This window comes from Staphylococcus parequorum, from assembly GCF_039237145.1.
GTDB lineage: Bacteria > Bacillota > Bacilli > Staphylococcales > Staphylococcaceae > Staphylococcus > Staphylococcus equorum_A.
Genome location: NZ_CP150682.1, coordinates 2,158,413 through 2,179,944, shown reverse-complemented (window position 1 = coordinate 2,179,944; position 21,532 = coordinate 2,158,413). Strand labels below are relative to the sequence as shown.

37 protein-coding genes are annotated in these 21,532 nt (G+C 39.6%); all 37 read left to right on the top strand.

What is annotated here, in order from left to right; all coding sequences use genetic code 11:
* Window positions 1-5: 5 nt before the first annotated feature.
* Window positions 6-791 carry an ATP-binding protein gene (locus tag AAA453_RS10685; RefSeq protein WP_277583727.1) on the top strand — a complete coding sequence of 262 codons (786 nt, stop codon included), beginning with the start codon at window positions 6-8 and terminating at the stop codon, window positions 789-791.
* On the top strand, window positions 788-949 hold the full coding sequence (locus AAA453_RS10680) for a hypothetical protein (RefSeq protein WP_046465219.1): 162 nt from the start codon (window positions 788-790) through the stop codon (window positions 947-949). The genes AAA453_RS10685 and AAA453_RS10680 overlap by 4 nt, the downstream gene beginning before the upstream one ends.
* On the top strand, window positions 950-1,105 hold the full coding sequence (locus AAA453_RS10675) for a hypothetical protein (protein ID WP_427704885.1): 156 nt from the start codon (window positions 950-952) through the stop codon (window positions 1,103-1,105). It begins immediately after the preceding gene.
* A gap of 66 nt (window positions 1,106-1,171) precedes the next feature.
* The gene (locus AAA453_RS10670) at window positions 1,172-1,582 is read left to right on the top strand and encodes a RusA family crossover junction endodeoxyribonuclease (protein WP_046465221.1); all 411 of its coding nucleotides are present in this window, start codon (window positions 1,172-1,174) and stop codon (window positions 1,580-1,582) included.
* Window positions 1,575-1,769 carry a hypothetical protein gene (locus tag AAA453_RS10665; protein WP_046465222.1) on the top strand — a complete coding sequence of 65 codons (195 nt, stop codon included), beginning with the start codon at window positions 1,575-1,577 and terminating at the stop codon, window positions 1,767-1,769. Before AAA453_RS10670 ends, AAA453_RS10665 begins: the two co-directional genes overlap by 8 nt.
* Before the next feature lie 12 nt (window positions 1,770-1,781).
* Window positions 1,782-2,132 carry an SA1788 family PVL leukocidin-associated protein gene (locus AAA453_RS10660; RefSeq protein WP_046465223.1) on the top strand — a complete coding sequence of 117 codons (351 nt, stop codon included), beginning with the start codon at window positions 1,782-1,784 and terminating at the stop codon, window positions 2,130-2,132.
* On the top strand, window positions 2,133-2,381 hold the full coding sequence (locus tag AAA453_RS10655) for a hypothetical protein (RefSeq protein WP_056935516.1): 249 nt from the start codon (window positions 2,133-2,135) through the stop codon (window positions 2,379-2,381). It begins immediately after the preceding gene.
* A 5-nt stretch (window positions 2,382-2,386) separates the two neighbouring features.
* Window positions 2,387-2,617 (top strand): hypothetical protein, encoded by a 231-nt coding sequence (locus tag AAA453_RS10650; RefSeq protein WP_056935517.1) that lies wholly within the window; start codon window positions 2,387-2,389, stop codon window positions 2,615-2,617.
* 281 nt (window positions 2,618-2,898) lie between these two features.
* Window positions 2,899-3,120: a hypothetical protein gene (locus AAA453_RS10645; protein WP_040762774.1), complete on the top strand. Its 222-nt coding sequence runs from the start codon at window positions 2,899-2,901 to the stop codon at window positions 3,118-3,120.
* A 37-nt stretch (window positions 3,121-3,157) separates the two neighbouring features.
* A complete protein-coding gene (locus AAA453_RS10640) occupies window positions 3,158-3,343 on the top strand; it encodes a Lar family restriction alleviation protein (protein WP_069812647.1) in 186 nt (61 codons plus the stop codon).
* 6 nt (window positions 3,344-3,349) lie between these two features.
* Complete coding sequence (locus AAA453_RS10635) at window positions 3,350-3,859, top strand: hypothetical protein (RefSeq protein WP_103170000.1); 510 nt, start codon at window positions 3,350-3,352, stop codon at window positions 3,857-3,859.
* Complete coding sequence (locus AAA453_RS10630) at window positions 3,860-4,072, top strand: hypothetical protein (RefSeq protein ID WP_002512140.1); 213 nt, start codon at window positions 3,860-3,862, stop codon at window positions 4,070-4,072.
* A 234-nt stretch (window positions 4,073-4,306) separates the two neighbouring features.
* Window positions 4,307-4,606: a MazG-like family protein gene (locus AAA453_RS10625; RefSeq protein ID WP_002512142.1), complete on the top strand. Its 300-nt coding sequence runs from the start codon at window positions 4,307-4,309 to the stop codon at window positions 4,604-4,606.
* 41 nt (window positions 4,607-4,647) lie between these two features.
* Window positions 4,648-4,791 carry a DUF1381 domain-containing protein gene (locus AAA453_RS10620; protein WP_141714480.1) on the top strand — a complete coding sequence of 48 codons (144 nt, stop codon included), beginning with the start codon at window positions 4,648-4,650 and terminating at the stop codon, window positions 4,789-4,791.
* A 15-nt stretch (window positions 4,792-4,806) separates the two neighbouring features.
* Complete coding sequence (locus tag AAA453_RS10615; RefSeq protein ID WP_002512144.1) at window positions 4,807-5,073, top strand: hypothetical protein; 267 nt, start codon at window positions 4,807-4,809, stop codon at window positions 5,071-5,073.
* Entirely contained in the window at window positions 5,070-5,201 is a 132-nt protein-coding gene (locus tag AAA453_RS10610) for a hypothetical protein (protein WP_277583628.1), read from the top strand. Before AAA453_RS10615 ends, AAA453_RS10610 begins: the two co-directional genes overlap by 4 nt.
* Window positions 5,202-5,211: 10 nt before the next feature.
* The gene (locus tag AAA453_RS10605; protein ID WP_103169997.1) at window positions 5,212-5,628 is read left to right on the top strand and encodes a transcriptional regulator; all 417 of its coding nucleotides are present in this window, start codon (window positions 5,212-5,214) and stop codon (window positions 5,626-5,628) included.
* Window positions 5,629-5,862: 234 nt separating this feature from the next.
* Complete coding sequence (locus AAA453_RS10600) at window positions 5,863-6,093, top strand: hypothetical protein (protein ID WP_056935523.1); 231 nt, start codon at window positions 5,863-5,865, stop codon at window positions 6,091-6,093.
* Window positions 6,094-6,186: 93 nt separating this feature from the next.
* Window positions 6,187-6,633: a terminase small subunit gene (locus AAA453_RS10595; RefSeq protein ID WP_411039115.1), complete on the top strand. Its 447-nt coding sequence runs from the start codon at window positions 6,187-6,189 to the stop codon at window positions 6,631-6,633.
* On the top strand, window positions 6,614-7,891 hold the full coding sequence (locus AAA453_RS10590; protein ID WP_427704882.1) for a PBSX family phage terminase large subunit: 1,278 nt from the start codon (window positions 6,614-6,616) through the stop codon (window positions 7,889-7,891). Before AAA453_RS10595 ends, AAA453_RS10590 begins: the two co-directional genes overlap by 20 nt.
* Window positions 7,892-7,912: 21 nt before the next feature.
* Window positions 7,913-9,310 (top strand): phage portal protein, encoded by a 1,398-nt coding sequence (locus AAA453_RS10585; RefSeq protein WP_427707060.1) that lies wholly within the window; start codon window positions 7,913-7,915, stop codon window positions 9,308-9,310.
* Between the two features lie 4 nt (window positions 9,311-9,314).
* Window positions 9,315-10,565, top strand: coding sequence for a minor capsid protein (locus AAA453_RS10580; protein WP_411039113.1), 1,251 nt, complete (start codon window positions 9,315-9,317; stop codon window positions 10,563-10,565).
* 15 nt (window positions 10,566-10,580) lie between these two features.
* The gene (locus AAA453_RS10575) at window positions 10,581-10,739 is read left to right on the top strand and encodes a hypothetical protein (protein ID WP_411039112.1); all 159 of its coding nucleotides are present in this window, start codon (window positions 10,581-10,583) and stop codon (window positions 10,737-10,739) included.
* Between the two features lie 112 nt (window positions 10,740-10,851).
* Window positions 10,852-11,436 carry a DUF4355 domain-containing protein gene (locus tag AAA453_RS10570; RefSeq protein ID WP_411039111.1) on the top strand — a complete coding sequence of 195 codons (585 nt, stop codon included), beginning with the start codon at window positions 10,852-10,854 and terminating at the stop codon, window positions 11,434-11,436.
* Window positions 11,437-11,460: 24 nt separating this feature from the next.
* Entirely contained in the window at window positions 11,461-12,432 is a 972-nt protein-coding gene (locus AAA453_RS10565) for a capsid protein (protein ID WP_411039110.1), read from the top strand.
* 69 nt (window positions 12,433-12,501) lie between these two features.
* Entirely contained in the window at window positions 12,502-12,771 is a 270-nt protein-coding gene (locus tag AAA453_RS10560; protein WP_411039109.1) for a fibronectin type III domain-containing protein, read from the top strand.
* A 13-nt stretch (window positions 12,772-12,784) separates the two neighbouring features.
* Window positions 12,785-13,120 carry a phage head-tail connector protein gene (locus AAA453_RS10555; protein WP_411039108.1) on the top strand — a complete coding sequence of 112 codons (336 nt, stop codon included), beginning with the start codon at window positions 12,785-12,787 and terminating at the stop codon, window positions 13,118-13,120.
* Window positions 13,121-13,420: 300 nt separating this feature from the next.
* Window positions 13,421-13,774: an HK97-gp10 family putative phage morphogenesis protein gene (locus AAA453_RS10550; protein ID WP_411039107.1), complete on the top strand. Its 354-nt coding sequence runs from the start codon at window positions 13,421-13,423 to the stop codon at window positions 13,772-13,774.
* Between the two features lie 11 nt (window positions 13,775-13,785).
* Window positions 13,786-14,178, top strand: coding sequence for a hypothetical protein (locus tag AAA453_RS10545; RefSeq protein ID WP_046465238.1), 393 nt, complete (start codon window positions 13,786-13,788; stop codon window positions 14,176-14,178).
* A 55-nt stretch (window positions 14,179-14,233) separates the two neighbouring features.
* Window positions 14,234-14,797, top strand: a complete 564-nt coding sequence (locus AAA453_RS10540; RefSeq protein ID WP_255156772.1) for a phage major tail protein, TP901-1 family — start codon at window positions 14,234-14,236, stop codon at window positions 14,795-14,797.
* 133 nt (window positions 14,798-14,930) lie between these two features.
* Window positions 14,931-15,296 (top strand): tail assembly chaperone, encoded by a 366-nt coding sequence (locus AAA453_RS10535; protein ID WP_411039106.1) that lies wholly within the window; start codon window positions 14,931-14,933, stop codon window positions 15,294-15,296.
* A gap of 86 nt (window positions 15,297-15,382) precedes the next feature.
* Complete coding sequence (locus AAA453_RS10530) at window positions 15,383-15,691, top strand: hypothetical protein (RefSeq protein WP_411039105.1); 309 nt, start codon at window positions 15,383-15,385, stop codon at window positions 15,689-15,691.
* A 12-nt stretch (window positions 15,692-15,703) separates the two neighbouring features.
* On the top strand, window positions 15,704-18,994 hold the full coding sequence (locus AAA453_RS10525) for a phage tail protein (protein ID WP_427704880.1): 3,291 nt from the start codon (window positions 15,704-15,706) through the stop codon (window positions 18,992-18,994).
* 16 nt (window positions 18,995-19,010) lie between these two features.
* Window positions 19,011-19,985: a phage tail domain-containing protein gene (locus AAA453_RS10520; RefSeq protein ID WP_368501879.1), complete on the top strand. Its 975-nt coding sequence runs from the start codon at window positions 19,011-19,013 to the stop codon at window positions 19,983-19,985.
* Between the two features lie 13 nt (window positions 19,986-19,998).
* On the top strand, window positions 19,999-20,148 hold the full coding sequence (locus tag AAA453_RS10515; RefSeq protein ID WP_427704877.1) for a hypothetical protein: 150 nt from the start codon (window positions 19,999-20,001) through the stop codon (window positions 20,146-20,148).
* The gene (locus AAA453_RS10510; RefSeq protein ID WP_427704874.1) at window positions 20,115-21,284 is read left to right on the top strand and encodes a hypothetical protein; all 1,170 of its coding nucleotides are present in this window, start codon (window positions 20,115-20,117) and stop codon (window positions 21,282-21,284) included. Before AAA453_RS10515 ends, AAA453_RS10510 begins: the two co-directional genes overlap by 34 nt.
* Window positions 21,284-21,517, top strand: a complete 234-nt coding sequence (locus AAA453_RS10505) for a DUF2977 domain-containing protein (RefSeq protein WP_253345325.1) — start codon at window positions 21,284-21,286, stop codon at window positions 21,515-21,517. Before AAA453_RS10510 ends, AAA453_RS10505 begins: the two co-directional genes overlap by 1 nt.
* Window positions 21,518-21,532 lie beyond the last annotated feature (15 nt).

The window sequence follows — 21,532 nt, the reverse complement described above, 5'->3', positions numbered from 1 at the left end:
AGTAAATGAATCCCTTTGAGAATATCGCAAGTAAAGTAGGATTTAAGAACAAGATAGTTAAACAAGAGAATGAGTTGAAATGTGAAAAGTGTGGACGTACTTATGATTACTATGAATTTGATAATGGCCAAATAGTTAAAGATGGTTGTGACTGCGAAATGATTGCTCTAGCTAAACAAAAGAAAGCAGAGTTTGATAAGCGTAACAAATTAGCTAAAGCTAATAGCATATTCAAGAAATCAATTATCAATGATGATCTATCACAATGTACCTTTGATAACTATAAAGCAATTAATGAAGAATTAGCACGAGCTAAAGCATTATGTGAAAGATATGTAGAAAACTTCACACTTGATAATAAACAGTCACTACTGCTGCAAGGTTCCTTTGGTACAGGTAAATCACATTTATCCATGTCTATTATCAAGACGGTGAGAGAAAAAGGATACTCAGTCCTTTACATGAACGTTCCACAATTAATATCAACTATCAAAGGAACTTATAACAAAAATACTAATCTAACCGAACAAGACTTAAACAGAATTATTAGTGAAGTAGATTTAATGGTGTTTGATGATTTCGGGATTAACATGAATGAGTTTGCTACAGGTAAGATGTTTGAACTTATTGAATCAAGAGTTGGCAAACATAACATATATACTACTAATTTAAATGCACAGGAACTAAGCAAGAATAAAGACGCACAACGTATATTTAGCCGAATGATGTCTAACACAACATTAATCAAAATGAACGGTGAAGATTATCGAATGAGAGGTATCAAATTTTGATAACTAAGAAATTTATCAAACAAAAACTTGAGTGTTCTGATATATATGCTCAGAAACTTATTGAAGCGTCACAGGGAGACAATAATACATTGTATAACCTATTTATCCAAAAGTTGAATGAACGCCAAAGACGAGTGGCTATTGTGGAGGTAAGGTAATTGGGATTAAGCACTGAATATGATTTGAAAGATAGTACAAGTAAAGTAGTTGGTTCTGTTATACCACTTAACAATAAAACGAATAGGTTATTTGGATTGTATAAACGATATGGATTAGATGAATTCATCGTTACAGATAACAGGTTAAAAAAATAAAGAAACATTTCAATTTAACTAGAGTAGATCAAACAAGTATATTTGATTTCATACAGGAGTGAGGACATGGAAACAATCGAGTTAAAAGTTGATGCGCCTATGTCATCACCTAGACCACGATTTAGGAACACTGGCAAGTTTGTACAGACATACATGCCTAAGAAGTATACAGACCATAAAAAAGACTTACAGTGGCAAATGCCAATGTTAATGATAGATGAACCAATCAAACTAACAATAGAGTTTCACTTCCCATTGTTGAAGTCATGGAGTAAGAAGAAACATGTGGCGATGGTTGGACAGTATAAACGTACGAAACCAGATATAGATAACTTAATCAAAACAGTGTTAGATGCTGCTAATGGTCACTTATGGAATGACGATAATCAAATAGTAGAGATTACAAGCTTTAAGAAGTATGCAGAAGAACCAAAGATAATCATGCATTTAGATATAGAAGGTGATCCCGATGAATGAAGAAACAATCAAGATTAGATACAACGTGACATACGAGAAGTCGTTAAAAGTTCTAGCACATGCTAATCATGAGGATTGTCAGATAGAGGAACAGATCTACTATGAAATGCCGACTAAAGAAGATGAATATACAGATGCAAAAGTGATTAGATTTGAAGAACCGACAATTATAGATAGAGGATTCTAGGAGGACATAACGATGATAACAATACATGTATTTGGTAAAGATTACGACATATTAGGAGAAAATTTAAAATGCGTTGAGAGATACGGATTAAATCACACTACTTTGAGAAATCGATTAACTAAAGGTTGGACATTGCATGAAGCTTGTCAAGTTCCGAAAGGTGGTAGATTAGATGATTTCAGAACTGAACAAAAATTGAAAGCTATTAATTATGATACTGATTTAGGTAGAGAAAAATATTCGGAAGAGAAACATAGAAATGATAGACCTTGGCTTTATGATGGAACCCCACAAAAACACAATAGAGGGAAGTGGTGCAAGTATTTAATGAATACAAGTATATTTCCGAAAGTGGTGAAGTAGATGAAGATTAGAGAATTAGATCCTAACAAAGCACAATACATTATTGTACATGACTTAGGTAAAAGTGAATATAGCTATGGTATGAGAGTGATAGGTAAAGTGATTGAATTACGTTACAACTTCGACAAAGAGATTGAGAGTGCAATTATAGAATCTATACCTGAACATCAATATGAAATTACAGAAGATAACAATTTTGAACTATGGAAAGATTACATTGCTAATAAGACTGAACGTGTTAAGAGGTGAACAGTATGGGGCAGAAACAACTTTATGAATACGTGATATACAAGGGTGATGAAATTATATGTGCTGGCACACGTAAAGAATGTGCCGAGAAGCTAGAGGTTAGTGAACAGACAGTTGGTTTCTTATCTTCTGGTGTAAATAAGAGACGTGCAGCGAATAGTAACAGACCGAATAGCATTAGGTTAATAGCAGAGAAAGTATTGATATCTGAGATAGAGAAAGAGCTAGCGATATGATCCTATCAGATACTATAAAAGCTAAATATAAATTAAATACATGTGGGCTACAGACACATGAAATTGCAAAGTTACTACGTGATAAAGGTGTTAAAGGATTCGTAATATCTTCGAATGATAGAAATGTAATCGTAGCAGTACCACGTGAGGATATAAAACGGAACAGGAAGATAATGGAGGATTTGCGCATATGAAACAATTCACAGTTTGGCTAGCAGTCGTAATCATACTGACAATCGTGCTATTGATAATGTGGACAACTATGTAAGGGAGTGGTGAGGGTGAAGAAGAAATTTACAATTGAAGTTGAAATGGAAGAAAGATGGATTGATTGTTTTATGTCGATGTTAAATAAAATGGAACACCTCGGTAATTTAGGAGCTTCCAGAGATGTTTCTATCTACTCAGATGGTGATGGAGATTTTCGACCTAAATTTAAAGCAGATGTAGATTGGGAAAAAGTAGAATCTGATATAGAAGATAACCATTATGATGCGGGGTAGTATGAACGTATTTTAAATCAATAAGGAGTGATGGCGAGTGAAATTATTAAAACCCTGTCCGTTTTGTGGTGGTCAAGCAGATATGAGATATAGTTTTGACAAAGCTTTGATTGAGTGTACAAATACAAAGTGTAAACTACAACCTTCTACATGGTTATATGTAAAAACAGATAGTGTAAATAAACTAGTTAATATTTGGAACTCAAGAAATTATGAGGAGTGATGGCGAGTGAGTTATGAATATGTAGACTTCGGAGAACAACGTGATTACAAAGCAGAACGAGATACATTGAAAGATGATGTTTTAGCTTGGGCAGTTACTTGCAATAATTTAGAACAAGAAAATAAAAAGCTAAAAGCAGAACGTGACAAATTCGAAAAAATGCTCAATAAAGAATGCGAATGTGGCTATAAATTGGAAGGTCAATTGCATGATATGACAAAACAACGAGATACTTTAATCGACGATCTATCTTGGTATAAAGCAAAGGTTAGTAGGTTGGAAGAAAATAACGATAGGTTGACAGATGGTGTAAAGACTTTGGAAATTGAGAACGCTAATAAATTGACACTCAATTGGGAATTAAAAGGATATGCGGACATGTACAAGGGAGACAGTGATGAATATAAAACCCTTCTATCCGAATTCTCCCAACACATCGGCAACAAACCATCGAGCAGCACGTATAAGTATTTTAGAGCGAAGTTGGACGCGTTGGAAATTAAGGAGGACGAGTAAATGTATTCTTTATTAGAACTTGAAAATGTATATGCCAGCCTCAAAGAAGGAATGAGTAAATTTCACGATTTTAAATTCGATACTTTACTGATAGTTGCAGCGATAACATTAGGAACTAATCATATTTGTAAAGCTATAAAAAATACTGAATGTAACAATGATTCCACAATAAAATATATAGATAGATTAGATGATGACAACATCATGGGATGAACATTGATGAGAAAAGAGAAAAAAGCTAAATCAGTTTATTAACCGAAAATAGCTGAAATGAAAGGTGCAAGATAAGCCATGAAGCATAATATTGTAAATAACACATAAATAAATCCCTTAATTTCGTCACTCATAGATTCAACCCCTTTTATAGAATCAAGAAAGTAATTTTAAAATAGTCCAGCAATGAAGTCAATAATATTATAAAAACGAAAATCAGGGAGGACAAATAACATGAATGAACTAATCAAATTGGTAGAACAATGGAGTATAGGTAAAAACTTACACAAAGGTAATTCAGATAGACAAGCATTGAAATTCTATGAAGAGGCTGGCGAAGTTGGTGCAGCATTATCACGTAACAAGATGGATGATCTAAAAGACGGTATAGGCGATACAGTCGTAACTTTAATTATATTGGCACAACAACATGGAATGACATTAGAGGAGTGTTTACAGTACGCGTATGACGAAATCAAAGGAAGAAAAGGAAAGACAATCAATGGAACGTTCATCAAAGAATCAGACTTGTAAAGATATAGACATTTTACAAAAAGTTAAAGAGGTGTTACAGCGTGACTAATTATTTAATCCGACACATAACCGACTCTACAGGTCATCCGTTTGTAGAAGTTATTAAGCCACGTGAGAATGAGTGTTACGAGATTGTGAGTGCAGATAGTAAGGAAGAAGCTGAAAAGGTAGCTAAAAAACGTTAAGGAGGTTGGTTTGTAATGATAACTGCAATGATAAGTATTTACGCGATAAGTTTTCTGTTTCTTTTGCATCCAGTTATAGATGGATTTCTTTTAAAGAAAGAACGCAATAAACAAATCAAAGTGTATGTAGATGAAACAAACAAAATAGCTTTTATTGCACCTCAGAAGAAAGCAAGCCAAGAAGATATAGAAGAAATATATCAAAGTATAATATATTCCTATGATGAAGTCATTATGGTGTCACAGGATGTCATTTTTAAAGGAGCGTATCGTAAAGAATGAAAGCATATAGAAAAGTAATCGAATTTATTATTTATACTGTGTTCACAGCTATTGTAGTAGGTATAAGCACAATCATATTAGGTTTAATGATCTTAGGTATACAAAATATATATTCATTAATATTATAGGGGGATGAACATGCAAGAGTTGAAGCGAATAGATTATGCTAAATTAGAAGATTATCTTGAGCATATCAATAAATATAAAAAAGATTTGAAATTCAGAGAGTATGAACTGTTAAGCAATCATGATTCTGAAAATCAAGAAGGTGGAAAAGCAAATCTAATTAGCAATCCAGTTGAACGACAAGTCATAAAGTGTGAACAAGATCCTAAGTATAAGAAATTAAAAGATATTGTTGAAGGGACACAAAGGTTCTTAAAGCAATGTGATAATGAAACTCTTGAAATATTTAGACTGATATATTGGGATAAACCATATGATTGTAATACATGGAATGAGGTGGCAGATAGATATTACACAAGTAAATCTAGTATGTTGAGATACAGAGATGTTCAATTAGAAAAATTGTCACAAGAAATTAATTACGTTTAAATTTGGACTTTTACTGCTGTTGAAGTCCACGTGAAACCGATGTAATATGATATTATGTTCTTAATTGAACAACATACGTTTCTTTTACTGGTGGTTACAATTCTTTAGTGCATGGAATTTTCCTTTTCTACAATTAGTATTGACGCATTTTTACTCCTTTAGGTCGGCTGAGAGCTAACTCAGTCGGCTATTTTTATGATAAAATATTAATCAAAATAAAAATGGGGGATTGTTATGGATAGATTAGATATTAACGAAGATTATTTTAAATTGTACGAAAACAGATTATATCACGTGTTTATTATCAATCCAGAGGAATATAGTCGCTTTTGTGGCAAAAAGTACGCTATTATCATAGAAAATAAAAATCAAATTATGTTTCCGTTAGACAAAGATGAAAATATTGAGAACCAAGTAGAATCTTATATTAAAAATTTTGATAAAGAATTAGAATATAAGCATTAATTAGAAATCTTTACCCAGCACCCATTCCCGTTGAGGTGCTATTTTTATACACAAATTTAACAAGCTATTAGCATAATGAGGTGGTAATATACGATGAAACTTACATTGAAACAGCAGAGATTAGTAGATGAATACATTAAAACAGGAAATGCTTATCAATCTGCAAAAAACGCAGGTTATAGTGATAGTTATGCAAAAGTAGATGTTCATAAAGCCCTAGTCAAACCTAGTTTGAAACAAGCTTTAGATAAGCGACTGGAAGAACATAGGAAAGCTACAATTGCAGACCAAGATGAGATACTTCAATATCTAACTTCTGTAATGCGTGGTGAAGTATCAGACCAAGAGTTGATACCTATACAAGTAGGACGTGGCGAAATGGAAGTAGAAGAAATAGAGAAACGTTCTGATACTACCGCAAGAACTAAAGCTGCTGAATTATTAGGTAAGCGACATACAATGTGGACCGATAAACAAGAGGTAACACAGCGCAATATTGATATAAATATAGGTGAGTATGATGACGACAGCGACAGTTAATCTGAACATCTCAAAGCCTCACAGAGTATTTAACCGCAACATATTTGAGGTGCTGACAGATTATAGCCATTTTACAGAGGTGCATTATGGTGGCGGCTCAAGTGGCAAGTCACACGGCGTTGTGCAAAAGGTGGTACTCAAAGCGCTGCAGGATTGGAACCACCCCCGAAAGATATTGTGGCTCAGAAAAGTTGGTGCAACGATTGCAGATAGTTTGTTCCAAGATGTGAAAGGTTCCTTAATCGACTTTAAGGTGTGGGAGCTTTGCGAATGGAACAAGACAGACAATCGTGTGACACTGCCAAATGGTGCCGTGTTCCTATTCAAGGGCATGGATAACTCAGAGAAGATTAAATCAATCAAAGGCATCAGTGACGTTGTGATGGAGGAGGCATCAGAGTTCAATCTGAATGACTACACACAGCTTACTTTACGTCTGAGAGAGAAGAAACACCTCTACAAACAGATTTATTTGATGTTTAACCCAGTGAGCAAATTGAATTGGGTATACAAATATTTCTTTGCAGGCGAGCCACACAAAAATACATTAATTAAGCAATCAAGTTATAAAGATAATAAGTTTCTTGATGAAATGACAAGAGATAACCTTGAAGATCTAGCAAACAGGAACCCTGCCTATTACAAAATATACGCATTAGGTGAGTTTGCGACACTCGACAAGCGCGTATTACCTAAATATGAAGTTGGGATTCTCAATAAAGAAGATTTAAGGTACATACCCTCTTATTTTGCGCTTGATTATGGTTATGTGAATGACCCGAGTGCATTTATACATGTCAAAGTAGATAAGAAAAATAAGAAACTCTATATATTAGAAGAATATGTTAAGACAGGCATGTTAAACGATGAGCTAGCAAATGTCATCAAGCAGCTAGGCTATGCTAAGGAACGCATCACAGCAGACAGTGCTGAGAAGAAATCCATTGCTGAAATGAAACGTGAGGGCATTGAGCGCATCAAGCCATCAATGAAAGGCAAGGACAGCATCATGGCCGGCATACAGTTCATAAGCCAGTTTGACATCATAGTTGATGAGCGCTGCTACAAGACAATTGAGGAGCTAGACAATTACACGTGGAAAAAGGATAAGCAAACAGATGAGTATTACAACGAGCCAGTTGATACCTACAATCACTGTATTGACTCACTAAGATATGCAGTTGAGGAGCTTATGATTCAGAACCGTGAAGATAAAAAAGATGCGAACGATTTACGCAAAATGAGACGATTATTCTAGGAGGTGTAGCACTTGAGTGAAATGAAAAAGAAGTTTAGCCCGAGGGCAAATGCTGATATATTGGCGGAAGATGCAGACGAGATTGTTGGCGACTATACTAAGCTACAGAATTTAGTTAATCAGCATAAAACAGAGCAGGCATCACGCCTTATAATGTTAGAGCAGTATTTCCTAAGTGATAACACAAACATATTAACCGGTGAGCGCAGAAAAGATGCTGAGAAAGCTGACCACCGTGCAGTGCATAACTTTGCGAAATACATTTCACAGTTTATTGTCGGATACCTGACAGGCAATCCGCTGACATTCACACACGATGACAGCAGCACACAGCAAGCCATATACGACTTAAACGATTTAAACGATGCAGATGCAGTCAATAGCGATATTGCGCTTGACTTAAGCATATATGGCCGTGCATATGAGATTGTATTCAGAGACGAGTTCAACAGAGATAGATTCCTGACACTCGACCCTAAGAACACATTTGTAATTTACAATCATGACATTGATAAGAAAATCATTGCAGGCGTACGATATTACGACACAGTGGACGCTGAGGGGTACAGAGTCAATCATATTGAGTTGTACACAGCAACACACTTGCACAGCTATGTAATCCGTAAAGGTGAGCTAAGCAGCGTACAGGACATTGAGCATCATTACAACGATGTGCCAATCATTGAGTATCTGAATAACAAATTTAAGCAAGGTGATTTCGAGAACGTCCTCAGCTTAATTGATTTGTATGATGTCGCACAGTCAGACACAGCGAACTATATGACTGATACGAACGATGCAATGCTTGCAGTGGTCGGTAATGTTGAAATGGACGGCGACGATGCACAGAAATTTAAAGACGCAAACATGATTCACGTTAAGCCTGAAATGAATGCAAACGGTGGCGAGGGCAAAGCCGATGTGAAATACATCTACAAGCAATACGATGTACAAGGCTCAGAGGCCTATAAAACAAGATTGCAGAATGATATTCACAAGTTCACCAACACGCCTGACCTGACAGATGAGAATTTCACAGGTACGCAATCCGGTGAGGCTATGAAATATAAGTTATTCGGATTAGAACAAGCTAGAGCTGTTAAGGAGCGCTTATTTAAAAAAGGATTATCTAAACGCTACAAGCTGCTATTCAATAACTTAAACATTCTAGGCACTAAGACGCATGATCATGAAGAAATAGACATAGCCTTTACGCCTAACCTGCCTAAATCCATGAAAGATAATGTGGAAGTAGTCAACTTGCTAGCAGGTACGGTATCAGAAAAAACACGTTTAGGATTATTGGACTTCATTGACGACCCTGATGCTGAGATTGAACGCCTGCAGCAAGAGGAGGACGAACAGCTCACACGTGCGGACAATCGCGAATACAGTTTCGACGACGAACCGAAAGAGTGATTAAATGGCAGACCTAACAAGTAAAAAATATTGGCGTGAACGTGCAGAGCGCATCATAGCAGTTGAGGCTAAAAAAGATGATGAAGTCATTGAAGAAGTCCGTAAGATTACAAGCTCGACGATGAGCCAGTTAGCAAATGAGATATACAGTTTCTATGCTAAATACGCAAAAGCTGAGGGCTTAACTGTTGCTGAGGCTAAGAAGAAAATACAAAAGACTGATATTAAAGAGTTTGAGGATAGAGTCGCTCAGTATGTTAAGAATAAAGATTTCAGCGAGAAAGCCAATGCTGAACTCAGACAGTACAACACTAAAATGTATGTAAGCCGTGAACGCATGTTATTGCAGCAGCTTTCAGCCATCATGGTGAACGGCACAGCACTCACTGAGGTCGAGTTGAACAAATATCTGAGTAAATCAGTTGATAGAGAAGTCGAACGACAAGCCGGCATATTAGGCGAATCAGCACTCATCAATCCGAATGGTGTGAGGGCTATCGTAAACGCTGATTTCCACGGTGAAACGTGGAGCAATAGACTTTGGGCAGATATGGAACAGACACGAAAGACCGTACTCAAGACAGTACAAAATACGCTTTTACGTGGACGCCACCCAAATGAATTTGTTCCTGAGCTTAAAAAGAAATTAGGTGTTACGACCTCAGATGCTAAACGATTGCTTATCACAGAAACGGCTAGAGTTCAGACAGAGGCACAAAAGCTGCACTATATGGAAACAATCGGCGGTGATGCTACAATTGAGTTTGTGGCTAAGCTAGACGACCGCACGTCCGATGAGTGCAGACACGCTGACGGCAATAAGATTAAAGTATCTGAAATGGTTGTAGGCGTGAACGTTCCACCGCTCCACCCTTATTGCAGGTCGACAACAGTGCCTGCAGTTGATGAGATTGAGGACGAGCTAGAGGCTTTCTTCAAAGAGCGTGAGGGTAAGTATATAAATGAAAACCTTGAGCAATCAACGAACACCGATGAGAGTATTGATACTGAAAGCCTAGAAGACCTGAGAACTGACGTGAATAATATTATCGTCAGTCTCGAAGATGGCATAGGCAAACGTAGAGCTAAAAAGCTTAAGAAAACTTTTGATAAAGTCAAAGATAATAAGTCAGCATCGAAGTTTTATGATTTACTAGACAAACAGCAAAAATATATCAACAGAAAATCATTACCTAAAAGTTACTCAATCAAAATTGACTTATTAAAACAAATGCTTAAACAAATAGGCTTATAAGGAGGATTCCCTTTCATGAATAGAATGATTAAATATATGGCCAGTATTGCTGAGAGCCTACACGGCATACACAGAGAACTGATAATATTGAACAAATCAAACCCGAGCCAACAAGCCAAAAAAGAAGATAAACCCAAAAACACAAGAGAGTTAGACCCAAAAGGTTTCATTTAAGCTATTCACATTAATTTGTGAGTGGCTATTTTTTATGCCTAAAACGTGCTGAGGGCGTTAAAAGCATGTATGGAAAACGACAGTCGACAGACTCTAAACGGAGGTACTTATTATGCCAGAGAAATTAAGATTAAGATTACAACACTTTGCTGAGAATCCTGAGGGCGACAATGAAAACCCTGAGGGAGACAATGAAAACCCTGAGGGCGACAACGAAAAAACGTTCACACAGGCAGATGTTGACCAAATTATAAAAGACCGTGTGGCGCGTGAGAAGAAAAGCAAAGAGGACGCAGTAAAAGAGGCTGAGAAATTGGCCAAGATGAACAAAGACCAAAAAGCTGAGTACGAACGCGAGCAAATGCAAAAAGAGCTTGATTCATACAAAGCTAAAGAGGCACGCAACGAAATGAAAAAGCATGCAGATGATGTGTTCAAACAAAATGAAATTACACCAAATGACGAGCTGCTTGAGTTAGTCACAGCAGATACAGCAGACCAAACTCAAGCCAATGTGCAGGCTTTCAATGATGTGCTTAATAACATGGTCAAAGAGCAGGTACAGGCTAAATTGTATCAAGGCACACCAAAGAATTACTCAAACGGCAGTGGCGGCGTTACACGTGAATCAATCATGAATATTGCAGATGATTCACAAAGACAGCAAGCCATTGCGCAGAACAGGCATTTATTTTAACTAAAATTTCGGAGGTATATCTATATGAATATTAAACATACAGACGGCAACAAACTTAAATTAAACTTACAACACTTTGCAGCAGAACCTAACTTGATTGATGTTGAGGCATTAGGTGAGGCAAAGTCGATTGATTTCGCAAACAAAATGGGCGAACGCTTAAATAAATTATTCACAGCATTAGGCATCACGAATAAAATTCCTATGAACGTTGGTTCGGCATTAAAACAATACCGCTTTAACGTTATTGAATCAGAGGCGCCAAACGGTGACGTTGCTGAGGGCGACATCATTCCATTAACTAAAGTTGAACGTGAACTTGTGAACATCACAGAATTGCAATTCCGTAAGTTCCGTAAATCAACATCAGCAGAGTCTATTCAGTCACACGGTTATGATCTAGCAATTAACCGCACAGACGCTGAGCTTATCCGCTATGTGCAGAAGAAATTCCGTACAGACTTCTTCAACACTATTGAGGACGCAGTAAACAACCCTGACCGCACGAATACAGAAGTGTTAACAGGCAAGAATTTACAAGGTGCGTTATCAAGAGGCCGTGCTAACTTATCAGTATTATTAGATGATGAAGTAACACCAATCGCATTAGCAAACCCTAACGATGTAGCGGGTCATTTAGCAGATGGTTTCATCAACTCAAATGGTTCTCAATTCGGATTAAACTTATTAACACCATATGTAGGTGTGCAAGTAATCGAATTCGCAGACGTACCTCAAGGCAGCGTGTACATGACTACAGCAGAAAACTTAAACGTAGCGTACGCAAACCCTCAAGGCGAAATGGGCAGAGCGTTCAACTTTGCATCAGACCAAACAGGTTTTGTAGGCGTATTGCATGATATCCAAGCAAACCGTTTAACAGCAGATACAGTATTCGCATCAGCAATCTCAATGTTCCCTGAAAACGTTGACGCAGTTGTATCAGTATCTATTGAAGAACCTGCAGCAGATGGCGGCGAAACTACACCCAGTTAAGCCTGAGGGCATAACCGTGAGACCAAATATCAAATCGGTCAGAATAACAGCTAAATAGGAGGCTATATAATGGCAGACATTTTAAAAGTTTATCAAGGTGAAACAGTTGTAGGACAAGCAGAACGTGCAACAGACGGCACAGCGTCAGTTACGATTGACAGCCTAGAGGCAGGCACTGAATATGCAGCAGGTACTTATCAAGCTGCTTTCAGTAATGATGCAGGCGAGTCACAAAAAGTTGATGTTCCTGCTTTCACTACTAAGGAAAGCGCACCGGTTGAGCCTCAAAACGTGACTACTGAAACAACTGAGAACACAGCAGACGTAAACGCTGAATAAGGAGGCATAGCGAATGGCTAACCTTGAAGATGTTAAGACCTTGTTATCCATCACGGATAATGAGCAGGACGAATTGCTCAAGAAAATTATAGATAACACTGAAAAGCGTTTGCTTACTTTCCTACCTCTCAATGAACAAGCTATACCGCAAAGGCTTGATTTCATTGTCGAGGAGGTAGCGGTCAAAAGATATAACCGTGTCGGTGCTGAGGGTATGACCTCAGAAACGCTCGACGGACATTCGACAAAGTTTCAAGATGATGACTTTGATGAGTTCCTGAGTTTCATTAAGCGTCTATATCCACCGGAACAAGGCAAAGGCCGCACAGGCAGTGTGACATTCTATTGAGGTACGACCAACGCGCTAAACTTGTGTATGAGGGTGATAAGCGGTACAACCCTGACACAGGTAAGACCGAAAAAGATGAGCAAATTTTCTACACAGGCATACCTTGTCACAAGTCGCCGCTATCACCTGAGCGCACAGCCGTTGAATTCGGTAATGTGCAGCGTGATGTAAGCATCATAAGGCTGAGAGGCCAAATAATGGATAACGTCAGCCATGCCTATATGAATGGCCGCAAATATATCGTCGTACGCCACACCTACTACAGACACGCCACAGTAATGTATTTAGAGCAGGTAAACGATGGCAAAGGTTAAAGGGCTAGGCAAGCTAATAGCGGCGTTGAGTGATGCTGAGGATAGCATTGACGACGATGTGGATTTCATTCTCAAGAAAAGAAGTGAGCAATTTCGCGTTGATACTGTGAAAGAGGCACGCCGTGTCATGACCAAAGGATATTGGACGGGCAATCTAGCCCGTATGGTCAAAGACACCAAAGAGGGTAAACTGAGTTATCTCATCACCTCTAACGCACACTACTCAGGCTTTCTTGAGTACGGAACGCGTTTCATGGAGCCTGAAACTTTCATGTATCAGATTTATCAGAAATACGATAAACAAATTCAAGCAGATATTGAGCGACTCATAAACAGTTAGGAGGCAAGACAGTGGCTAAGCAATCAATAAAATATGAACTATTTAATTATCTTTATAAAGCGTTCAGCGAGCTAGGCGTTCCAGTCGTTAGACGAGTTGACCAATACACAGAGTTAGGCTATCCGTTCATTGCAATTGAAGAAATACAAGACCTTGTATCAGTTCAATCATTCGACAATTATGGCGGTGAGCCAAAAGCACGTATTCACTTATGGAGCGACGCGGACGATCTACAGACGCATGACAGGCTTTATATTCAGATTCAAGATATTCTCATGAAAACTGAGCAGCTACCCTCCTATCATGTTTCATTGGACAGCATCAATACAAATGACATAAATGACGATACGACAAACACACATTTGCAGCACAGCATCATTGATTCAGAATTTCAAACACTCTAGGCGTGCCTCATAGCAGGTGTGCCTTTTTATATTTCAATCAGGAGGTCATGACATTATGGCAATTAAACAAGGTACTGACGAACTTGCATTAGTTCGTAAAGCAGGCGAGGCCGTAGAGGCAAATAAAATCATGTGGATTACTGAGCTTGAGCGTGAAACAGAACGCGACTCAGACCAAGAGGCAACAATTGACGGCTCGGTTAGCTCAGGCGGCACATTAGAGTCAACTGTAACTATCACATCTTATATGGACGTTGATGACGAGTTAAGTGACGAGATTGAAGATGCTGCCGAAGATGGCGAGGCATACGAGCTATGGGTTATTAATAAAAAAGTTAAAAATGAACAAGGGCAGTATAAAGCTGAATACCGTCAAGGTACATGGAACAGCATTACACGTACAAATGAGGCTGACTCTATTGCAGAATTCGAGACTGAATTTGCAGTTTACGCTAAGAAAGTACGCGGCTATGCAACGCTACCAACAATCGTTGAAGAAAATAAAACAGCTTACGGATTCCATGACACTACAGCTGAGGACGTTGCAGACGATGGTCTTGTATCAATCCCTCAACCTGACGACAGCACAGGCGATGGCACAGAACAGACTACACCCTAGTACGCCCCAAAATGTTGAAACAGTAACTACTCAAAATAGTGTACAGATTTCGGCTGAATAGGGGACGGAAAAACATCATAGGCGGGCAAATAGCCCGTCTTTTTCTTTATAAAAAATCGGAGGTATTCACAATATGGAAATTAAACATAACGGCAAAGATATCGAGCTATCATTCGGCTTTAAATTTATGAACGACGTTGATAAGAAACTAGGCATGGAAATGGAACAGATGAGCATTGGTCAAGGTATTCAAATGTTAATACCTAACTTGCAAGACGGCAACCCAGTGGCAATTGGTCACACAATTATTGCTGCAACTTCTCATAACAAGAAAGCCCCTAAATCAGACGAAGAAATCTCAGCAGTATTGGACGAAATCGCTGACGAACAAGGTTTCGATGAGTTTGCCGAACAAGTTATCACGGAGTTGGGAAAGCGACCTATGACCCGAAACCTCGTACCGGAAGAATACAGAGAAGTGAAGAAAGCCAAGAAATAGAAAAGCAGCCGCCGCTCACTTATGACCGCGTTATCGTGTTGTGCATGAGTGAGCTAGGCATATATGATCTGAAAGAAATAGAGGTCATGACACTGACTGAATTCAACTATCGCATGTACGCCCGAGAATACGAAATGCTCAAGGAAGAATATGACATTTACCGTTTAGCCTTTGCGATTCGTGATGCTAAAGCTGAGCAAAAGAAAAAAGGCGGCAAAAAAGGCGAGAACGAATTCAAATATAACGGTGCAGACGACATTATCAACTATAAGGAAAACCTCGAAAGACTCAACAGAGGTGAATCCGTTCAGATGGGCGACTCAGACAAGCAAGAAGATGACAAGCCGCCAATTGATGTGTTGAGACAAATCAGAAATCACAATAAATCAAAGTAGAGGAGGGAATTCATGGCAGATTATAAGATTAGTACAAGTATTGATGCTAAAACCTCAAAATTCAGAAACGCCTTTAATAAGGCTAAACGTATAGCTGAACGTTTCAAAGCCTCTACTGAGAGTATGAAAGACACAGAGGTCGATGCTGACACGTCAGGATTTAGAGCCAAGATGAGAGCAGCAAGCAACACAATGGACTCATTCAGCCGCATGAGAGCTAAGTCGACACTAGACGTGAACAGCTCAGCAGCATCAGCTAAAATTGCTCGTTTCAAAGCCATGTTGAAATCAATTCCGAACAAACACCGTACACGGCTAGACGTAGACAGCAGACCTGCACTCAGTGCTTTTAGGTCTATTACAGCAGCAATGAATAACTTTAAAAGTACATTAAGTACAATAGCAGGCAATATCAGAACGGTTGGAACTGTAGCAGGTAACGTGTTCAAAGGCTCGATGCTTTCAGGCATCACAGCATTAGTTCCTGCAATTGCTGCAGTTGTACCTGCACTTATGGCCGTACTCAACGCAACGGCAGTAGTAGGCGGCGGAGCAATCGGAATGGTTGGCGCGTTCGCTACAGCAGGCGCAGGTGTTGTGGGATTCGGAGCAATGGCGATGAGCGCATTGCAGATGGTCGAGGACGGCACACTTGCAGTGACGAGTGAGGTCGAAAGCTACCGCTCAGCAGTAAATAGCCTCAAATCAGCATGGCAGGGTGTTGTCGCTCAGAATCAGTCAGAGATATTCAACACGCTAGCCAATGCAGTGAATACGGCAAAGGTCGCACTTGCAGGGCTTACGCCTTTTCTTGATGGTGTGGCTCAAGGCATGGAATCAGCAAGTAAAGCTACTTTGAATTGGGCTAAAAACTCACAAGTGGCGACAGACTTCTTTGACATGATGGGAACTACAGGCGTGCGAATCTTCAACAATATGCTAAGTGCAGCAGGCAACTTTGGTAGTGGTTTAATTGCTTTAATTACCAACCTTGCACCACTGACTGAATGGGTGTCTAAAGGTTTCGAGAACATGGGCAAATCATTCAATGAGTGGGCAACTAGTGTTGAGGGCAGCACAGCCATTCAGGATTTCACGGACTATGTAAAAACGAACTTACCTCTCATAGGTGAGATATTCGGTTCAACATTTAGAGGCATCTTCAACTTGATGAAAGCATTTGCACCTAACTCACAAGTAATATTTGAGTCATTGGCACAAATGGCAAACAGATTCGAGCAATGGAGCGCCACTATCGCTGAGTCGGACGGTTTCCAACAATTCGTGAAATACGTGCAAGAAAATGGGCCAATTCTTATCAGCTTGATAGGCAATATCATAAGCGTATTAGTCAACATAGGCATAGCGTTGGCTCCACTAGGGGCTAAGGTGCTACAAGTCGCAAACGCATTTGCTGAGTGGCTTGCACAATTGACAGCGACTCACCCTATAGTCGGAATATTAATCGGTGTTGTGGCATCACTTGCAGGCATGTTCATGGCATTATGGCCTGCAATCCAGTTCGTGATACAGGTGATCATTCCGTTAGTTTCTCAATTTTCTATTTTTCTAGGTATAGGCACATTAGTTCAGGGTGCGTTATCAGCCCTTGCAGGTGCATTTGGCGCAGTGACGGCTCCAGTGTGGGCAGTTATTGGCGTAGTCGTCGCTTTGATAGGCTTTTTCGTTGCATTATGGAACAGCTCAGAGCAATTAAGAACGCAAATGATTGCAGCATGGGAGGCAATTAAGCAGGCAGTGATGCAAGCCGTTCAAGCAATCATTCAATTTATATCTCAGCTCATCACTAGAATTCAAGAAATTGTAGCGCCTTTAGTTCCGATTTTCCAACAAACGTGGAACGATATAGTTTCAGTAGTGGAAACAGCGGTAAATTTAATTTCACCAATCGTGCAGCAGGCGTGGAATACCATCAAGGCAGCGACGCAGGTTGCGTGGGAGCTTATCAAACTAGTCATCACAGTCGCAATGGAGGTCGTCGTCAGCACTATAACGGCGCTACTTCAAGTCTTATCAGGCGATTGGTCAGGCGCGTGGCAGACTATCAAATCAGCAGGCGAGAATATTTGGCAGGCTATCGTTGAGGCAGCTAAGAATATTTTTAATATTTTAAAAGAATGGCTATCGAATTTGTGGGACTCAATCAAGCAAAACGCCGTCACAGCGTGGAACGCGCTCAAAGGTCAGGCGTCTAGTATTTGGCAGAGTATTGTTTCCGGAATACAGTCCGTAGTTCAAGGACTCGTTGGCATATTGTCGTCCATATGGTCGTCAATTGTCAGCACAGCGTCGTCCATGTGGTCATCATTGGTGGTCATAGCGTCCTCCATATGGGGGTCTATCGTTGATACTATAAGCTCAATTGTTGATAGTATTGTCAGTTTTGTTAGTTCGGCATGGTCGAGCATTTCAAGCACGACATCATCAATCTTTAGCTCAATATCCTCAACGGTTTCGAGTATTTGGTCGTCAATCGTGAGTGCGATTTCGTCCTTTATATCTAATATCGTCAGTACGGTTTCGAGCGGTTGGAATAACGTGATGAGTACGATTTCATCAATCCTAAGCTCAATAGCCTCAACGGTTTCGAGCATATGGTCATCTATCGTCAGCACAATCAGCTCATTCATTTCAAATATCGTCAGCACAGTGTCAAACGGTTGGAATAATGTTCTAAGTGCTATCTCATCAGCTATGAGCGGCATTATCAGCGCCGTCGTATCAGGATTTAGCAGTGTGGTCAGTGCAGTGACATCAGGCGTATCAAACGCAGTGAGTGCAGCCAAGTCATTCGTTGGCGACATGGTGTCAGCAGGTGTTTACTTGATTCAAGGCATGATAAACGGTGTTAAACAGATGGCCGGTAAATTGATAAGTGCAGCTAAAGGCGTTGTAGGCGACGCAGTTGCAGGCGCTAAGTCATTACTAGGCATACATTCACCGTCTAAAGTGTTTAAAGAAATCGGACAATACACAATGCAAGGTATGCAGATAGGCTTAAACGACCGCGGCAAGAAAGTTGTTCGCGATACAGGAAGAATTGCACAACAAATGACACAAGGATTCAGACCTGACTTGCAAGCACGCCCTATGGTTCAAGGTATCAATCGCGAATTGAACAACCTATCTAACCGAGGACACGTAACAGCTAGCCACTCGACGAGAGTTAAGGCCGAGCCAAGCACAATGAACTTACGTATACAGCTTGATACAGATGATGAAGTTCTAACAGCTAAGGTAAACGGCGTAAACGCACGCGATGGCGAGGTACTATCATTTTAGTTAGGAGGTATGACTTATCGACCTAAAAATCACAAGACAGAATGGCGAATCATTCACACTAGGTGAGTACGGTGTGGACGTCACTGACGTTGTGATTAGTGGTATTGAAATGGAGGAACAAACCCGTGACATTCAAGGCCTAAACGGTGCTTTTGACATGGGCGCAACATACAAAGGGCGCGAAATAACCGTGCCTTTTTCATTTCAAGGTCAGAATTTGGCCTCTTATCCACTTTTCAGAGATTTAATTTATAAACTCACAACCAGCACTGAATCTTATTACATTCAGGAATTACGCAGGCCGCAAATAGCAGGCTATACATTCAAAGATGTGAAGAACTCAAATGCAGTATCCCAAGATCAGTACGGTAGAGATACAGTATTCGACGAAACGCAATCAGAGAACGAGGTCAGCACAGGAAAACGCTACCTTGTAAGGCTTTCAGGCGCTACTGAGATAGAGCAATCAGCTCATACCTCTAAAGGCAAAGGCGAGCTAACGTTTCATACGACAGAGCTGCCATTTGCTGAAAGTATTGGCACATCAACAGATTTAGAGCGTGACGGATTACACTATACGGAAAACCCTATTTGGTCTTATGGCATGGGGCTAAACAATGACCCTGCAACCAGACAATACACCTTTGATGTGAGCGCAGGGCAGTCATTCGAAGTATTCAATTTTGGTGATGTACCTATTGACCAATTTAATCAACATTTAATTTTAAGGCTTAAATTCAATCAAGACTTAGACGACACTTTGAAATTTGGTTTTAACGACACTGACATACACCTTGATGGCCCAAAAGCCAATATCAGCGCAGGTGACATTATCACTTATGAAACGGGTGGTTATTTCAATAATGGCTTAAGTATCTTAAATGCAACAAATTACAAAATACCCGAGTTACAAGAGGGATTAAATAAATTAATGTTTAACGGCACGTATGACCTGACAATTGAGGTCGAGTGTCGTTTTTACTATCTATAGGAGGTCAGACAATATGGCAAGAAAAGAAATTACAACACCATTAGACCTGAAAAACCTTGAAAACCATAACGAAAACTATGATGAGTTATACGGGCTGATTGATGAAACTGACAGACGTATCAGGAGGATATGTGGGAAGAAATCAAAGACGCCAACACGATGAAAATGCTTGAGCCAGTACAGACAGCGGCTGAGCTGCCAAGTGAGGCGGCTGACAAGTCACTCATTACAGTCATTGACGAGCAGCGTGTTTATGTCTTTGTAAATGGTGAGTGGCAACCTTTCAGCGAGATAGACCTCGACCCGTTCGAGCCTTTCAAAGATGAGCTAGCTGCAATCGTTGCTGCTTATGAAAAGCAGATACAGAGTATCACTACTGAGGTACAGAATACTAAGACCTCAGCCATTGACTCTATACAAAGTACACAGACGCAATCTGAGGCGAGTATTACTCAGACGAAACAAAGTGCTAATGATTCTATTAACCAAACGCAGACAGAGGCTGAGAGTAACATAGGCGCTATTCGTGATGAAATGTCAACACAAGCCTCAGAGCTGACAGCATTATTTAACGACTCAATGGATAAGCTTACTAGCAAACAAGATACCGCACTTGCTGAGGTGGACAGTGCTAAACAGGCAGCTATCACAGCCCTTGAGGATTTCAACAATACCGACACATCTAATTGGCAAAAGTACAAGCTTACAGATGAAAAAGGCGCAAGTGAAACTATTGGCCTAAATAATGATATTGAACAGCTGCACAGCCTGCCCAACGGTAGATTTTACACAACAAGCACACCGATAGAAATGGCGTCCTCCTCAGCAGGTTTCACAACAGTCGAAGAAAGAGATTCATATTCAGGGCTAAGACGCATTGAGTTCAGACCTTACAACTCTACACAGAAATTTGTTAAAAGACTGTATGACACGTGGAGCGATTGGGAACCGGTAGAGGGGTCTCAAATAATACTGTATGAGGGCGGAGTATCAGGTGTCGGCTCAAAATTTAATTTAAATGATGACCCGTCAAAATACACATACCTCGTGGTGTATGGCACAAATGGCGACGGAACATATATCAGCCCTGCTGCTCCTTACATTGACGGGCATTTTTTCGCTAAGGATTTAAGTATTTTCGCAGGTGCTGACGGCGCCATGTTGTATGAGATAGAGTGCCATCAAGGTGCTACACCGACGGAATATGAGATATTTAATAGCTTATTCTATAGAATCCACACAGATGAGTCAGCAGAATCAGCGACAGCAAGTATCACAAAGATTGTAGGTGTTAAATAATGGAGATGGACACAGACGGCGTTGTTAATGACATGCTAAACATTAGAATTAATGAGAATGATGAAATTACTTCATTCGCAATTGTGGGCGGTGTTGGTGACGATGGTATTTTCGTATCTTACGAAGTGGCGCCTGAGAACTTTATGACTGATTTTCAAAAAGGCTATTTTCTTTATAAAAATGATGTTATATCAGAAAACCCTAACTTTAAGCCTATTGTCGATACAGTTTAAAAATACAGTTAAGAG

Coding starts and splice junctions, on each gene's coding strand:
- AAA453_RS10550 (WP_411039107.1), top strand. CDS start 13,421: ATGGCAAAGGTTAAAGGGCTAGGCAAGCTAATAGCGGCGTTGAGTGAT.
- AAA453_RS10530 (WP_411039105.1), top strand. CDS start 15,383: ATGACACTGACTGAATTCAACTATCGCATGTACGCCCGAGAATACGAA.
- AAA453_RS10615 (WP_002512144.1), top strand. CDS start 4,807: ATGATAACTGCAATGATAAGTATTTACGCGATAAGTTTTCTGTTTCTT.
- AAA453_RS10580 (WP_411039113.1), top strand. CDS start 9,315: ATGGCAGACCTAACAAGTAAAAAATATTGGCGTGAACGTGCAGAGCGC.
- AAA453_RS10600 (WP_056935523.1), top strand. CDS start 5,863: ATGGATAGATTAGATATTAACGAAGATTATTTTAAATTGTACGAAAAC.
- AAA453_RS10585 (WP_427707060.1), top strand. CDS start 7,913: ATGAAAAAGAAGTTTAGCCCGAGGGCAAATGCTGATATATTGGCGGAA.
- AAA453_RS10575 (WP_411039112.1), top strand. CDS start 10,581: ATGAATAGAATGATTAAATATATGGCCAGTATTGCTGAGAGCCTACAC.
- AAA453_RS10595 (WP_411039115.1), top strand. CDS start 6,187: ATGAAACTTACATTGAAACAGCAGAGATTAGTAGATGAATACATTAAA.
- AAA453_RS10660 (WP_046465223.1), top strand. CDS start 1,782: ATGATAACAATACATGTATTTGGTAAAGATTACGACATATTAGGAGAA.
- AAA453_RS10605 (WP_103169997.1), top strand. CDS start 5,212: ATGCAAGAGTTGAAGCGAATAGATTATGCTAAATTAGAAGATTATCTT.
- AAA453_RS10655 (WP_056935516.1), top strand. CDS start 2,133: ATGAAGATTAGAGAATTAGATCCTAACAAAGCACAATACATTATTGTA.
- AAA453_RS10590 (WP_427704882.1), top strand. CDS start 6,614: ATGACGACAGCGACAGTTAATCTGAACATCTCAAAGCCTCACAGAGTA.
- AAA453_RS10565 (WP_411039110.1), top strand. CDS start 11,461: ATGAATATTAAACATACAGACGGCAACAAACTTAAATTAAACTTACAA.
- AAA453_RS10535 (WP_411039106.1), top strand. CDS start 14,931: ATGGAAATTAAACATAACGGCAAAGATATCGAGCTATCATTCGGCTTT.
- AAA453_RS10515 (WP_427704877.1), top strand. CDS start 19,999: ATGGCAAGAAAAGAAATTACAACACCATTAGACCTGAAAAACCTTGAA.
- AAA453_RS10560 (WP_411039109.1), top strand. CDS start 12,502: ATGGCAGACATTTTAAAAGTTTATCAAGGTGAAACAGTTGTAGGACAA.
- AAA453_RS10665 (WP_046465222.1), top strand. CDS start 1,575: ATGAATGAAGAAACAATCAAGATTAGATACAACGTGACATACGAGAAG.
- AAA453_RS10525 (WP_427704880.1), top strand. CDS start 15,704: ATGGCAGATTATAAGATTAGTACAAGTATTGATGCTAAAACCTCAAAA.
- AAA453_RS10555 (WP_411039108.1), top strand. CDS start 12,785: ATGGCTAACCTTGAAGATGTTAAGACCTTGTTATCCATCACGGATAAT.
- AAA453_RS10610 (WP_277583628.1), top strand. CDS start 5,070: ATGAAAGCATATAGAAAAGTAATCGAATTTATTATTTATACTGTGTTC.
- AAA453_RS10685 (WP_277583727.1), top strand. CDS start 6: ATGAATCCCTTTGAGAATATCGCAAGTAAAGTAGGATTTAAGAACAAG.
- AAA453_RS10510 (WP_427704874.1), top strand. CDS start 20,115: ATGTGGGAAGAAATCAAAGACGCCAACACGATGAAAATGCTTGAGCCA.
- AAA453_RS10670 (WP_046465221.1), top strand. CDS start 1,172: ATGGAAACAATCGAGTTAAAAGTTGATGCGCCTATGTCATCACCTAGA.
- AAA453_RS10570 (WP_411039111.1), top strand. CDS start 10,852: ATGCCAGAGAAATTAAGATTAAGATTACAACACTTTGCTGAGAATCCT.
- AAA453_RS10540 (WP_255156772.1), top strand. CDS start 14,234: ATGGCAATTAAACAAGGTACTGACGAACTTGCATTAGTTCGTAAAGCA.
- AAA453_RS10630 (WP_002512140.1), top strand. CDS start 3,860: ATGTATTCTTTATTAGAACTTGAAAATGTATATGCCAGCCTCAAAGAA.
- AAA453_RS10625 (WP_002512142.1), top strand. CDS start 4,307: ATGAATGAACTAATCAAATTGGTAGAACAATGGAGTATAGGTAAAAAC.
- AAA453_RS10650 (WP_056935517.1), top strand. CDS start 2,387: ATGGGGCAGAAACAACTTTATGAATACGTGATATACAAGGGTGATGAA.
- AAA453_RS10505 (WP_253345325.1), top strand. CDS start 21,284: ATGGAGATGGACACAGACGGCGTTGTTAATGACATGCTAAACATTAGA.